Here is a 13,599-nt window from a genome sequence, read left to right on the forward strand (position 1 = left end):
CCGGCTGGCGCGCACTCATCCAGCGCGATGGCGTGCGATGGTCGCTTCCATGGCATTGACCATGGCGCGCTCTTCCTCGCTCAACTGGGGATTCCACACGTCGAAGATCAGCACCACGCGCGCATGCGCACTCTCGTTGCGCGCTTCGTGCTCGATCGAGTCATCGAACACTAGCACCTTTCCGATCTCCCAATGCCGCCAGTCGTAACCCACCCGAAAGCTGCAACCCTCCGGCACGATCAACGGCAGGTGCGCCACCAAGCGCGCATTGGTCTCGCCATGGTGCGGAGGAATCACCGTCTGCGGTGCCAATACCGAAAACATCGCATTGGGGCAGACTCCCGCAATCTGCGCGGCATCCACCGATGCCAGCGCGGCAGCGGTTGCTGGACACCGCTGTAGATGGGACTCCACAGGCTGGCCATGTTGCCACAGCGGGTACGAGCTCCAGGCGGGCGAGTGGTTGAGCGCTTTCCACTGATTCACCGGCTGATCGGCCGCGTAGGCGATATAGGGAGCAAAGCCACTGCTATCGGCCGCCATGACGGCATGCAGCTCCTGTGCGATGGCATCGGTGCGTTCCTGCAATGCATCGACCCAGGGAAACGCCGCCGTGTCATGGAAGGGCAAGGCAGGCAATCGCGGAATGAGCAGACGGTTGGACTGCGAATGGAATGGGCGGGATCGGCCACTTGCGATCGCCGCCGCCTCATCCCAGCGCCCCTGGAGCGCCGCATTCACCGACTGACGTGGCACCTGTAGCGCAGTGCGCAACTGTGCTTCCAGTTCCAACGTGTCCTGCTCGACAGCCTGACTGGCGCGCGCCAGTTTGCGGCGCAGAACGGCCGGCCATTGCGGCTGGGGCGGTGCAACCTTCAAGGCATCGCGGTAGACACCGGCAGCCGCGCGCGGCCTGCCACGCGCTTCCAGAAACTCGGCTTTCGCCAGCAGGCCAGGTAAAAAGTACGGATCCAGCGCCAGCGCCGCGGCAATGGCCTGCCATTCGCCGTCCACGTCTCCCTGCGCCTGCTTCACCACGGCGATGGTCAGCACGATCATCGGATCGGCCGGGCTGGTTGCCAGCGCGCCATCCAGGTACGCAATCGCAGACTGCGTGTCGCCCCGTTGGTAGGCGTGAACTCCTAAGCTATACAGCGCCTGCGGATGTGCCGGCGCCAGTTTCTGCACGCGCTGCCATAAGGCCTCGGCTCGCTGCCAGTCCCCTGCCGATGCTGCGGCACCGGCCTCTTGCACGAGTGCGGCAACCCGCTCGTTCACCTGCTCGACCTCTAGCGCCATGACATCCGCCGTGTGCAGAACTCATCCCGGGCCGATCATACGATGGAGGCGGCAACGCGCCAGCTGGCCGTGAGGCCGGAAGCGTAGGCGCCTGCCGCGCGTACTACCATCCGTACACTGGCAACACGCTCAAGCTACAACGCCAGCCACCGCTCAGTGCGAGTGGCCGCCATGTCCATGCGCATGCCCGTGGTGATCGTCATGCGCGGCGTCCGAGGCGATCTTTGGCGTACCGCAGGGTTCGGTACCGCAATCGCCGCTCTCTACTTGCAAGGTGACGTGGGCGATGTCGAAGCGGTCGTGCATCAAGGTGCCGAGGGCGTCGCGCAGGCGATCACGGTCGATGGTGTCGCCGACCACCACGTGCGCGGTGAGTGCGGGCGTGCTGGAGGCCAGGGCCCAGACGTGCAGGTCGTGCACGTCGTCGACGCCGGGGTAGCTGGTCAAGGCCTGACGCACCTGCGCCAGGTCGATGCCTTTGGGGACGCCTTCGAGCAGGACGTTGATCGCTTCGCGCAGCAGCACCCAGGTGCGTGGTAATACCCACAGGCCGATCAGCACCGCCAGCACCGGGTCGATCCATTGCCAGCCGGTCCAACGAATCAGCAAGGCGCCGATGATCACCGCCACCGAGCCGAGCATGTCGCTCCAGACTTCCAGATAGGCGCCCTTGACGTTGAGACTTTCGCCGCTGCCGGCATGCAGCAGTTTCATCGCGATCAGGTTGATCACCAGGCCGAAACCGGCAATCAGCAGCATGCCGTTGGAGGAAATGTCCTGCGGTGCGCGGAAGCGTTGTGCGGCTTCCCAGAGGATGTAGGCACCGACACCGAACAGCAGCGCGCCATTGACCAATGCCCCCAACGCTTCGAGACGGACATAGCCGTAGGTGCGGCGCGCGTCCGCCGGGCGACGGCTCAAACGCACCGCGAGCAGCGCGATCATCAGACCGAGCGTGTCGGTCGCCATGTGCGCCGCATCCGACAACAGCGCTAGGCTGTTGGACACGAACGCGCCGATGACTTCGGCCACCAGAAAGGTGGCGGTGAGGCCAAGCGCCCACCACAACGGTGTTTCGTGGCGGATTTCGCTGGGTGCGTGGTTGTGATCGTGTCCCATGGGGTGCAGTGGCCTTGTGCGATGCGCGCACCTTAGGCGCGTGCGATGGCGGAGACTATTACACCTGGGCGTGATGACATCACATCACGTGAGCGCGACACGACGCCTGATTGTCCAGGCCGAGTAGCGACTCGGAGCGGCTAACAAACGCTCTCGAACGCCGCAGCAATGGCGGCAATGTACTGACCCCACTGCCTTCGTTGGCGGGTGGAGTGATGTCGTCTTGGTAGTTTAGTTGCTCAGATGGAACGAAGCCGACCAGACCGCACCTCATCAGACGGCCGCGCTGCATGCACTGCTTGCCATGCATGCATTGCTTGCCCTACTTGCACTGCTTGCACTGCTTGCACTGCTTGCACTGCTTGCACTGCTTGCAATCATGCCCGACCGGTCCTTGCCCGCCCAGCGTCGCGAGACCTTACGCGGCATGGATGCCGCGTAAGGTCCTACACGGACGTACTTGCGGCGTGTCCCGCGATGGTGGGCGGGCAAGGGCCTCGCAGCCAAGCCGCAGATCATTCGCTCTACAGCCGATTCACCCAGTTCGATCAACTCTCCAGACGGATGCCAACTGCCACTCCGGCTACGCCTCCTTGACGGTGGAAGTAGACGCTTTGTTAGCGGCTCTCAAACCTTGGCCACCAGCTTGATCACGCTGGAGAAATCCAGCGCGCCGTTGCCGGCCGTGCTGTTCATGGCATACAGGTTGCGTGCCAGTTCGCCCAGCGGGATCGATACGCCGGCCTGCACCGCAGATTCGGCCACCAGGCCCAGGTCCTTGAGCATCAGATCGTTGCCGAAGCCGCCGCTGTAGCCGCGCGAAGCCGGTGCGTTGGGCAGCACGCCGGGCCATGGATTGCAGACTTCGGTGGCCCAGCTACGTCCGGTGCTGACCGCCATCATTTGCGACAGCACCGCCGGGTCCAACCCCTGCGCGACGCCAAGCGCCAGCGCTTCGCCGGTGGCGGCCATGATCACGCCCAGCGCCATGTTGTTGCATAACTTGGCGACCTGGCCGGCGCCGTTGTCGCCGACGTGGAAAATGTTCTTGCCCATGGCTTCCAGCACCGGACGGGCGCGCTCCAGCACATTGGCGTCACCACCAACGATAAAGGTCAGCGTGCCGGCGGCGGCACCCGCGGTGCCACCGGACACCGGCGCGTCCAGCATCGCCAGCCCGCGCGCGCGCGCGGCATCGGCCACCTTGCGTGCGGACACCGGCGCAATGGTGCTGCAGTCGATCACCAGCGCGCCGTCGGGAATCTGCGTCAGGATGCCGCCATCGCCCAGATACAGCCCTTCCACATGCCGGCTGGCCGGCAGCATCGAGATGACGATCTCGGCATCAGCCAGGGTGTCGTGCGCCGAGGTTGCTGCGTGCGCGCCAGCGGCCGATGCCGCATCCAGTGCGCCCTGCACCAGATCGAAAACGCGTAGCTGGTGCCCGGCCTTGATCAGGTTGGCGGCCATCGGGCCGCCCATGTTGCCCAGGCCGATAAAAGCGATCTTGCTCATCGTGTCGATCTCCAGAGTGGAGCAGGTATCAAAAGGGTCGGGAGGCGCTCAGCGCGCAATGCCGCAAACAGCGTTACGCACGCAACGTGCGCGGTGCTTGCATGGTTGCGCCAGACCTGCGGAGCACGCGGCTGTCATGCCTGATGCGCGCCGAGATCTGCCAACGGATGTTGCGCTGCCGGCCATGGCGCGTTGAAAAAGTCAGCCGCCCATTGCGTATTGGCGTTGCTCAGCGATGCCGGCTGCCACTGCGGCTGGCGATCCTTGTCGATCAGCAACGCACGGATGCCTTCGGCAAAATCGCCGTGGGCGGCGGCGTGCAGCGCCACCACATATTCGGTGCGGAAGGTATCGGCCAGCGTCGCAGTGCCGGGATGACGTTGCAGCTCCCATGCCAGCCGTGCCGAGCCGGGCGCGCCAGCGGCCAGGGTCGTGCGCGCGGCTTGCAGCCAGCTGTCCTCGCTTTGCAGGGCCTGGATCGCATCCACCACCTGCTCCAGCGTGTGGCCGGACACCAGTTGCTCGATCAATGCCGCATGCAGCTGCAGCGGGCCCGGCTCCAGCGGCTGCGCGATTCCATGCAAAAACGCACCGAGTTGCTCACGATCGTTGCCGGCATCGCCGGTCCACGCGTGCGCGCTCAAGGCATCCAGCACGGCGCTGTATTGCGCGTGCTCCAACCGCACATCGGCCAGACCGGCGTAGATGGCATCGCTGGCATTGAGCGGTGCGCCGGTCAAGGCGAGAAACACACCAGCGCCGTGCGGCACGCGACGCAGCAACCAGCTGCCGCCCACATCGGGAAACAAGCCGACGCTGATCTCGGGCATCGCCAGCCGCGAACGCTCGGTGACCACGCGATGGCTGGCGCCGGACATCAGGCCGATTCCGCCCCCCATCACGATGCCATGGCCCCAGCACAGCAGCGGCTTGGCATAGGTATGGATGCGGTAATCCAGCCGATATTCTTTTTTGAAAAATGCGGCGGCGTGCGGATTATCTTGCGGCCTTGCACGGCGCTGGGCCGCATCTGGTACCGCATCGCGATGTGCGCGCATGCTCTGGTAGAGCCCATGCAGATCGCCGCCAGCGCACAAGGCTTTATCGCCGGCACCACGCAGCACCACGCAGGCAATCTGCGCATCGTCGGCCCATGCACTTAGCTGCGCATCCAGCAGCCGGGTCATCTGCAGCGACAGGCCATTGAGCGTCTTGGGCGCATTCAAGGTTGCAATGCCGATGCGATGCCCGTCGGCACAATCGCGCTGCTCGAACAACACCGGCGCCTCGTCGGTTGCGCTGACGTCCGTCATCAGCGGTTGCTCCACTGCGGCGCGCGCTTTTCCAAAAATGCGGCAACCCCTTCGGCCTGGTCGGCCTGCTCGAACAGATCGACGAAGGCTTCGCGCTCGGCAACCAAGGCTGCGGCGTGCGTGCCATGGCGGGTGGCTTGCACCAGCCGCTTGCAGGCGGCCACGCTCACCGGACTCTGCTTGCCGGCACGCTGCGCCCACGCAATTGCCAGCGCGCGCGACTCGCCCTTGCCGACCACCTCTTCGACCAGACCGATACGGTGTGCGGTGGCGGCATCGATACGCTCGCCCAGCAGGATCATGCGCTTGGCCCAGCCTTCGCCGACCAGGCGCGGCAGGTTCTGCGTGCCGCCCGCGCACGGCAACAACCCGACGCTGGCTTCCGGCAGCGCCAGATGCGCCTGCTGCTCGGCAATGCGCAGGTCGCAGGCCAACGCGCATTCCAGACCGCCGCCCATGGCATAGCCGTTGATCGCGGCGATCGACACGCCACGGAAAGCGCTCAACGCCTCGAACGCTTCGCCGAAGCGACGCGCGGCTTCGCGTGCAGCGGCCTTGTCGCCGTCGGCAAACTGTTTGAGGTCGGCGCCGGCGCTGAAGAATTTTTCGCCTTCGCCGGTGATCACCAGTGCATACACGCTGCGGTCGGCGTCCAATGCATGCACCAGGCCGCGCAAGGCGGCCAGGCTCTGCACGGTCCAGGTGTTGGCCGGCGGGTTGCTCAAGGTGACGATGGCGACATGCCCATCGCGCTCGACCTGCAAGCCGGTATGCACACGTCCTTCCCACGCGCTCATCGCAGTTCCTCCTCGCCGTTGAGCAGATGCCGCGCAATGATCATGCGCATCACCTCGTTGGTACCTTCCAGGATGCGATGCACGCGGCTATCGCGCAGCAGTCGTTCGATCGGGTACTCGCGGATATAGCCGTAACCGCCGTGGATCTGCAGTGCGTCGTCGCAGATGGCAAACCCGGCATCGGTGGCGAAGCGCTTGGCCATTGCGCACCACACGGTGGCGTCGTGGCTGCCGGCATCGAGCTTGCGGGCGGCGGTGTGCACCATCTGCCGCGCGGCCACCAATTGTGTGGCCATGTCGGCCAGCTTGAATTGCAGCGCCTGGAAATCTGCCAATTTTTTGCCGAACTGACGGCGCTCGCCCATATAGCGACGTGCGGCATCCAGTGCACCCTGCGCGGCCCCCAGCGAGCAGGCGGCGATATTGATGCGGCCGCCATCCAGCGCTTTCATCGCCATCTTGAAGCCCTCGCCTTCCTTGCCGAGCAGATTGCCGGCCGGGATGCGCACATCGGTGAATGTCACCCCGCGCGTGGGCTGGCTGTTCCAGCCCATCTTTTCTTCCTTGCGGCCATAGCTGATACCGGGCGCATCGGCCGGCACCGCAAAGGCGCTGATGCCGCGTGCGCCATCGTCGCCGGTGCGTGCCATCACCACCAGCACATCGGTGGCGCCGGCACCTGAAATAAAGGCCTTGCTGCCGTTGAGCACGTAGCTGTCGCCATCGCGCTGGGCGCGGGTTTTCAACGATGCCGCATCCGAGCCGGCACCCGGCTCGGTCAGGCAATACGAGCCCAGCTTGGCGCCGCTGGTCATCGCCTCGCCCCATTGCGCACGCACGCCGTCGTTGCCGTAGCTGGCAATCAACCATGTCGCCATGTTGTGGATGCTGATGAAGGCCGAGGTGGACGGATCGACGGTCGCTAATTCTTCGAACACCACCGCCGCATCGAGCCGACGCATACCCAGGCCGCCCACGCCTTCGTCGGTGTACAGGCCGCAGAAACCGAGTTCGGCGGCCTTGGCAATCGCCTCGCGCGGGAAGTGGCTTTCTGCGTCCCACTGCGCCGCGTATGGGGCGAGTTCCTTGTCGGCGAAGTCGCGCGCGGCGGCGCGGAACGCTTCCTGCTCGTCGTTCAGATCGGCCGCGTTGGCGTGTAGCTGGATGGCTGCATTCATGGCGTTGGGGTCACTTGAGAGAGATGGTGGTGTTGACGCCATGGCCCAGCGTCTGGTCGTCGAACCAGCGCGCGGTAACGGTCTTGGTCTGGGTGTAGAACATCACCACCTGCTTGCCGTAGGGGCCCAGGTCGCCGAGCTTGGAGGCGCGCGAGCCGGTGAACGAAAACAGCGGCACCGGCACCGGAATCGGCACGTTGATGCCGACCTGGCCCACGTCGATGTCTTCCTGAAAACGCCGCGCGGCGGCGCCGGACTGGGTGAACAACGCGGTGCCGTTGCCGTTGGGATTGGCGTTGACCAGCGCGATCGCATCGTCCAGCGTGTCTGCGCCCAGGATCACCAGCACCGGCCCGAAGATTTCTTCGTCGTAGATGCGCATGCCCGGCGTGACGCCGGAGAAGATCGTCGGGCCAACGAAGTTGCCCTGTTCGAATCCAGTCACGGTGGGGCTGCGACCATCCAGTTCCAGCGTGGCGCCCTGCTCCACGCCGGAGGCGATCAAGCTCTCCACACGCTCGCGCGCCGCACAGGAAATCAGCGGACCGACGTCGGTGCCCTGGGCGTTGCCTGCACCCAGTTTCAAGGTCTTGGCCTTGGCGACCAGGGCGGGGATCCACTGCTGCGCTTCGCCCACCAGCACCAGCGTGGAGGCAGCCATGCAGCGCTGGCCGGCCGCACCGAATGCGGCGCCGACCATCGCATTGAGGGTCTGCTCCTGATTGGCGTCCGGCAGCACCACGGCGTGATTCTTGGCGCCCATCATGCATTGCACGCGCTTGCCGGCCAGCGATGCGCGGCGATAGACATGCGTGCCCACCTTGGTGGAGCCGACGAACGACAGCGCCTTGATGTCCGGGTGGTCGCACAGTGCGTTGACCACGTCTTCGCCGCCGTGCACCACGTTGAGCACGCCCTTGGGAATGCCCGCTTCCAGGGCAAGTTCGACCAGCCGCATGGTGACCATCGGGTCCTGCTCGGACGGCTTGAGTACGAAGGTGTTGCCGGTGGCAATCGCCATCGGGAACATCCACAACGGAATCATTGCCGGGAAGTTGAACGGGGTAATACCCGCGCACACGCCCAGCGGTTGCAGCAGGCTGTAGGTGTCCACGCCGTTGGCGACGTTGTTGGCCAGTTCGCCCAACTGCAGATTGCCGATCGCCGCGGCGTGCTCCACCACTTCCAGCCCGCGGAACACATCGCCTTCGGCATCGGCCAGGGTCTTGCCCTGCTCGGCGCTGAGCAGCGCGGCCAGCTCGGGCATGTGCTCGCGGATCAGCTGCTGATACTTGAGGAAGACGCGTGCGCGGGTGCCGATGGGCGTCTTGCGCCAGCTGACGAAGGCGCGGCTGGCTGCGGCCACTGCGGCGTCGACTTCGGCCGTGGTGGCGAACGGCACCTGGGCCAGCACCGACTGGTCGGCCGGGTTGACCACGTCCTGCCACTGGTCGCTGGCGGAGACCAGCATTTGTCCATCAATCAACAGGGACACGCGGGGAACGGATTCGCTCATCACAGGGTTCGCTCGCAGAAGACATCGGGCCGGCTGGCCCAGTAATTCGCATTGTTCGCAGCCCAACCTGCCATTCCCAGCCCACATCTGCTTAATCGCGCTAAGCTGGCCGCACAATTTTGCGAATCTTGCGAATGCCCCAGTCCTCGCCGCCCGTCCTCCGCCATCAACTCGGCCTGCGCCTGCAGCGGCTGCGGCAGCGCCACGGCCTGACCCAGGCCGAGCTGGCGCGCCGGCTGGCGTTATCGCCCAGCTATCTCAACCAGATCGAGCGCAACCAGCGCCCGCTGACGCTGGCGATCCAGCAGCGGCTCAAGGCCACGCTGGGCGATCTGGACGGCCTGCTGGATCTGGACGACCCGGCCGCCCTGGCCGACCCGCTGGACGAATCGCTGCGCAGCCTGGGCCACACGCTGTCGCCGGCCGAGCTGCGCGCGCTCACCGGCAACCTGCCGCAGGTGGCGCAGGCGCTGCTGGATCTGCACCGCGCCCATCAGCATCTGCTGGAGCGCAATGCCGCGCTGCAAATGCAGATCGGTATTGAGCATGCGGCGATGCCGTCGCTGTCGCCGGGCGAGCAGGTGCGCGATTACTTCAACCGTGCGCACAACTACCTGCCCGAACTGGATGAGCGCGCCGAGGCGTTGTATGCCGAACTCGGCCTGACCCCGGAAAACCTGCCGCTGCGGCTGCGCCAGCGCCTGGCCGATCGCCACGGCCTGCTGGTGCAGGAGGCGCCCGATCTGCACAGCGACAAACGCAGCGTGGACGCGCAGGCACGCGTGTTGTGGCTGCCCGCCCATCTGCGGACCGGCCAGCAGGCGTTCCAGATGGCCGCGCACCTGGCCTTGCTGGAATGCGCACCGTTGCTGGACGCGCGCATCGCCGATGCCGGGTTCGAAGATGCCGAGCGCATCGCGCTGTCGCGGATCGGGCTGTCGAATTACTTCGCCGGCGCGCTGGTGATGCCGTACAGCGATTTCCTGCACAGCGCGCAGCGCTCGCGCTACGACATCGAGTGGCTGGCGGACCGCTTCGGGGTGGGCTTCGAGGCGGTCTGCCATCGTTTGAGTACCTTGCAGCGACGCGGCTCAGCCGGGTTACCGATTTTCTTCATGCGGGTGGATCGCGCCGGCAATGTCTCCAAACGCCACTCGTCCACCGACTTCCACTTTTCGCACGTGGGCGGCGCCTGCCCGCTATGGATCGTGTACGAGGCGTTCAACCAGCCCGACCGCATCCTCACCCAGATCGCGCGCATGCCCGATGGCCGCCGCTATTTCTGGCTGGCCCGCCAGGTCAGCAGCGGCGCCCCCGGCTACGGCCGCCCGCGCAAGACCTTTGCGCTGGCGATGGGCTGCGACCTGCGTCATGCCGACCAGCTGGTCTATGCGCGCGGCTGGGACCTGGGCGCGGTGGACGATGCCGTGCCGATCGGGCCGGGCTGCCTGACCTGCGAGCGCAGCGACTGCGTGCAGCGCGCATTCCCCGCCCTGCCCCGGTTGCCGGTCAGCACGCGCTAGCGAGACCACACCACGCAATTGCGACCTGGACAACGTTTGATCGCCTGGCACGCACCCACGCCAGACTGTGACGAAGCAAACGCTAGCGCTGCACTGCAGCATTCCAAGCCGAGATAGCTCACGCAAAATGCTTCATTGGAATGGAATGACTCGCGCTTCTACCCTGAAGCGGACACATGCAGGACAGGGGGACGCCAGCGCGATTGTCGATTGTCGATCGTGACAGCGCCGCAGCAACGCACTTACCGCAACCGCACCACCGCACCACGCCATGTCCGCTCGATCGCGCCAGACCTACATCGGCACCGGCGGGCCGCACCAGCCGCCATCACCTTATTCGGTCACTTAGTCCTGGGAGGGATCAACCGATGCCTGTTCACCACACCGGTCACTCGGCCAGCCGGCGCCTGCGCCGCACGCCGGTCCGCGACGTCCTCTGCACCACCATCGCCTTCGTGCTGGCCACCGCGTTCAGTGCGCAGGCACAGGACACCGCGCCCGCCGCGCCGCCGGCCAACGCCACCAGCAGCAGCGCCGCCAACGCGCAGGCACCGGTGACGCTGGACAACATCACCGTGATCGGCCAGCGCGCCAGCCTGAATCAGGCCGTGCAGGCCAAGCAGATGTCCGATCACGTCATGGAAGTGATCTCCGCAGACAACATGGGCCAGATGCCCAACGTCACCGTGGCCGAAGCGCTGGTGCGCCTGCCCGGCGTCAACGGCACCCGCGACCGCGGCAACGAGAGCCTGGCCACCGTGCGCGGCCTGGGCCCGCGCATGACCATGGGCACCGTCAACGGGCGCGAGATCGCCTCGTCCGAACCCAATCGCGCAGTGCGCTGGGAAGTGTTTCCCACCGAGATCGTCTCCACCGTCAAGGTTTACAAAACCCAGTCGGCCGACCTGGTCGCCGGCGGCCTGGCGGCGACCGTGGACATCTCCACCATCAGCCCGCTGGACTACACCGGCCCCGGCTTTGTCGGCACCGCCGGGCCGGTGTTCTACGACCACGCCAAGGACGTGGATGGCTACACCCCGTGGGGCAGCCGCTTCGGCGCCAGCTGGGTGCACAAGTTCAACGACAATCTGGCGGTGGCCTTTGGCGCCACCTATCAAAAGCAGAAGAACGCCAGCTCGTCGATCGGCAGCTGGGGCTATACCGATGCCACCACCTCGCGCGACGTCGATGGCGATGGCACCGTGGATCCCACCCCGTGGGGCGCGGCCGACCAGCTCAAGCTGATCGAGCAGACCCGCACCGGCGCGATGGGCACCGTGCAGTGGCGCTCGGGCAATTTCGAGTTGAAGTTCGACGGCCTGTATTCGCGCATCGAGATCGACGAAGACCAATTGCAGAACTGGTTCAACGGCCTGGCCTTCAGCACCTTTTCCGGTGCGACCAACCCGTACACCACGCCGGGCTCGTCCTACACCATCGTCGATGGCGATGTGGTGGCCGGCACCTTGGCCAATTCCAACCTGCAGGTCGACCATGTGGTCAGCCACTACAACGAGGTCAAGACGCTCACCGCCGGTGGTTTGAACGCCAAGTGGAACGGCGATGTGTGGACCTTGGGCAGCGACCTGTCGTTCTCGCAGGCCAAGCGCGACAACGTTTGGCAGGCAGTGCGCTTCGGCAGTAACCCGGACACGGTGTCGTTCGATTTCCGCCGCAGCGTCACGCCCACCATCAGCACCAGCTCGGACACGCCCGAATACGGCATTGCCGGGCAGACCCAACCGCAGGCGCTGCGCGACAAGATCGCCGCGCTGGCGCTCAATGCCAGCCGTGCGGTGGACGCAGGCCCGTTCACCTCGCTGGAGTTCGGCGCACGCGCCGCACGCCGCGAAAAGCAGAACCGGAATTTCATCGGCAACCAGTCCGGCTACGACCAGCCGATTTCGGCGTATCAGGGCTTGATCTACCCGGTCACCATGCCGGACTTGAATGTGCCCACGCTCACCGGCGGCAACATGGCCGAGATCGCACGCATTGGCTTTGGCGGCTTCGATCCGAGCACGCTCAATGAGCAGATGCTCGACCACTGGAACGTCAAGGAAGACGTGCGCGAAGCCTTCGCCAAGGCGGTCTTCAGCTCGCAGCTGTTCGGTACCGATGTCACCGGCAATATCGGCGTGCGCCTGGTCAACACCAAGACCACCAGCGACGGCTTCGATTCGGTCGGCGGCACCGTGCAGGCCAGCAGCGACAGCAAGGAGTACACCGACGTGCTGCCCAGCGCGACGCTCAACTTCTTGATCGACGATCAACGCATCCTGCGCTTTGCGGTGGCCAAGGTCATCGCACGCCCGCCGCTGGACGAGCTGCGCACCGGCCGTCGCCTGGACGACCCCACCGTAACCGTCGGCCAGCTGACCGGCAGCGGCGGCAACCCGCAGCTGGACCCGTTCAAGGCCACCCAGGTCGACGTGTCGTACGAGTGGTACTTCCACAAGGAAGCGCTGGCGGCGTTGGCGGTGTATCGCAAGGAAGTGGATTCGAGCATCGGCTACCGCACCGACCGCGAAGTGATCAACGGCCTGGATTACCTGGTCAGCGCGCCGTTCAATGGCGGCGGCGGCTACATCAATGGTGTGGAACTCACCTTCCAGACGCCGTTCTTCTTTATCCCGCACATGGAAAACTTCGGCGTCTATTCCAACTATTCGTTGGTCGATTCCAACCTCAAGGAATTCTCGCCGGAAAACAACCCGCTGCCGCTGAGCGGCCTGGCCCGCAAGACCGGCACCTTCGACCTGTGGTACAGCAACGGCACTTTCGAAGCGCGTGTGGGCTACAAGTACCACAGCCCCTACACGGTGGTGTACGGCTGGAATGCCGCGCGTCTGGCACGCCTGCAGAGCGAAGGCACCGTGGATCTGAGCTTGAACTGGCAGTACAGCAAGCAGCTGGGCTTCCGCTTCCAGGCCGGCAACCTCACCAACGAGCCGCTGCGTGCCTACACCGACAACAAGCCCAACCGTCTGGCCAATCAGGACGATGGCGGCTACCAGCTGTTCGGCCGTCGCTACCAGCTGGAAGCGACGTACCGGTTCTAAGAGCAGCGAACAAACCTACTGTGCTCACCGCCAGGTGGGCGCGGCCGGTGCTCGATGCGGCATGTACCACTCGTACACTCCGCTTCTGAGCGCGCCGTCCACACCCACCTGACGACTGCCCGGCTACGTTTTTTTAGCTGCTCCAAGCATGGTGGCGAACGCATGACGCGCAGTCGGCGGCACTGCATGAACGGCACGCAGGAACCGGCAGATACGCGTTGTAGCTGCCGGTTCCATGCAGACCGCTATGCGCCTGGCGCCTGCACCGTCGTGTTCG

The 13,599-nt window shown here is 65.3% G+C and carries 9 protein-coding genes and 1 other RNA gene; 3 read left to right on the forward strand and 7 right to left on the reverse strand.

The features are described 5' to 3' along the window. Window positions 1-15: 15 nt before the first annotated feature. The 7 genes from VC212_RS01955 to VC212_RS01985 all read right to left on the reverse strand — a co-directional run bounded on the left by VC212_RS01955 (window position 16) and on the right by VC212_RS01985 (window position 8,737). A complete protein-coding gene (locus tag VC212_RS01955; protein ID WP_115584398.1) occupies window positions 16-1,299 on the reverse strand; it encodes an aspartyl/asparaginyl beta-hydroxylase domain-containing protein in 1,284 nt (427 codons plus the stop codon). 153 nt (window positions 1,300-1,452) lie between these two features. Then, a complete protein-coding gene (locus VC212_RS01960; RefSeq protein WP_323514195.1) occupies window positions 1,453-2,418 on the reverse strand; it encodes a cation diffusion facilitator family transporter in 966 nt (321 codons plus the stop codon). A gap of 627 nt (window positions 2,419-3,045) precedes the next feature. Beyond that, on the reverse strand, window positions 3,046-3,948 hold the full coding sequence (gene mmsB, locus VC212_RS01965) for a 3-hydroxyisobutyrate dehydrogenase (protein WP_323514280.1): 903 nt from the start codon (window positions 3,946-3,948) through the stop codon (window positions 3,046-3,048). A gap of 119 nt (window positions 3,949-4,067) precedes the next feature. Next, complete coding sequence (locus tag VC212_RS01970) at window positions 4,068-5,261, reverse strand: enoyl-CoA hydratase/isomerase family protein (protein ID WP_323514196.1); 1,194 nt, start codon at window positions 5,259-5,261, stop codon at window positions 4,068-4,070. Then, the gene (locus VC212_RS01975) at window positions 5,246-6,043 is read right to left on the reverse strand and encodes an enoyl-CoA hydratase (RefSeq protein ID WP_323514198.1); all 798 of its coding nucleotides are present in this window, start codon (window positions 6,041-6,043) and stop codon (window positions 5,246-5,248) included. Before VC212_RS01975 ends, VC212_RS01970 begins: the two co-directional genes overlap by 16 nt. Beyond that, window positions 6,040-7,221 (reverse strand): acyl-CoA dehydrogenase family protein, encoded by a 1,182-nt coding sequence (locus tag VC212_RS01980; RefSeq protein WP_115512215.1) that lies wholly within the window; start codon window positions 7,219-7,221, stop codon window positions 6,040-6,042. Before VC212_RS01980 ends, VC212_RS01975 begins: the two co-directional genes overlap by 4 nt. 10 nt (window positions 7,222-7,231) lie before the next feature. Then, window positions 7,232-8,737: a CoA-acylating methylmalonate-semialdehyde dehydrogenase gene (locus VC212_RS01985; RefSeq protein ID WP_323514200.1), complete on the reverse strand. Its 1,506-nt coding sequence runs from the start codon at window positions 8,735-8,737 to the stop codon at window positions 7,232-7,234. A gap of 134 nt (window positions 8,738-8,871) precedes the next feature. Here VC212_RS01985 and VC212_RS01990 point away from each other — a divergent pair, with 134 nt between their 5' ends. The 3 genes from VC212_RS01990 to VC212_RS02000 all read left to right on the forward strand — a co-directional run bounded on the left by VC212_RS01990 (window position 8,872) and on the right by VC212_RS02000 (window position 13,461). After that, window positions 8,872-10,260, forward strand: coding sequence for a short-chain fatty acyl-CoA regulator family protein (locus VC212_RS01990; RefSeq protein ID WP_323514201.1), 1,389 nt, complete (start codon window positions 8,872-8,874; stop codon window positions 10,258-10,260). Between the two features lie 368 nt (window positions 10,261-10,628). After that, window positions 10,629-13,322: a TonB-dependent receptor gene (locus VC212_RS01995; protein WP_323514202.1), complete on the forward strand. Its 2,694-nt coding sequence runs from the start codon at window positions 10,629-10,631 to the stop codon at window positions 13,320-13,322. A gap of 61 nt (window positions 13,323-13,383) precedes the next feature. Continuing rightward, window positions 13,384-13,461: non-coding RNA, sX9 sRNA (locus VC212_RS02000), on the forward strand. Window positions 13,462-13,599: the final 138 nt, after the last annotated feature.

The sequence above is a fragment of the Xanthomonas sp. WHRI 8932A genome (assembly GCF_035012785.1).
In the GTDB taxonomy this organism is placed as follows: Bacteria; Pseudomonadota; Gammaproteobacteria; order Xanthomonadales; family Xanthomonadaceae; genus Xanthomonas.

Coding starts and splice junctions, on each gene's coding strand:
- VC212_RS01955 (WP_115584398.1), bottom strand. CDS start 1,299: ATGGCGCTAGAGGTCGAGCAGGTGAACGAGCGGGTTGCCGCACTCGTG.
- VC212_RS01960 (WP_323514195.1), bottom strand. CDS start 2,418: ATGGGACACGATCACAACCACGCACCCAGCGAAATCCGCCACGAAACA.
- VC212_RS01975 (WP_323514198.1), bottom strand. CDS start 6,043: ATGAGCGCGTGGGAAGGACGTGTGCATACCGGCTTGCAGGTCGAGCGC.
- VC212_RS01980 (WP_115512215.1), bottom strand. CDS start 7,221: ATGAATGCAGCCATCCAGCTACACGCCAACGCGGCCGATCTGAACGAC.
- VC212_RS01985 (WP_323514200.1), bottom strand. CDS start 8,737: ATGAGCGAATCCGTTCCCCGCGTGTCCCTGTTGATTGATGGACAAATG.
- VC212_RS01990 (WP_323514201.1), top strand. CDS start 8,872: ATGCCCCAGTCCTCGCCGCCCGTCCTCCGCCATCAACTCGGCCTGCGC.
- VC212_RS01995 (WP_323514202.1), top strand. CDS start 10,629: ATGCCTGTTCACCACACCGGTCACTCGGCCAGCCGGCGCCTGCGCCGC.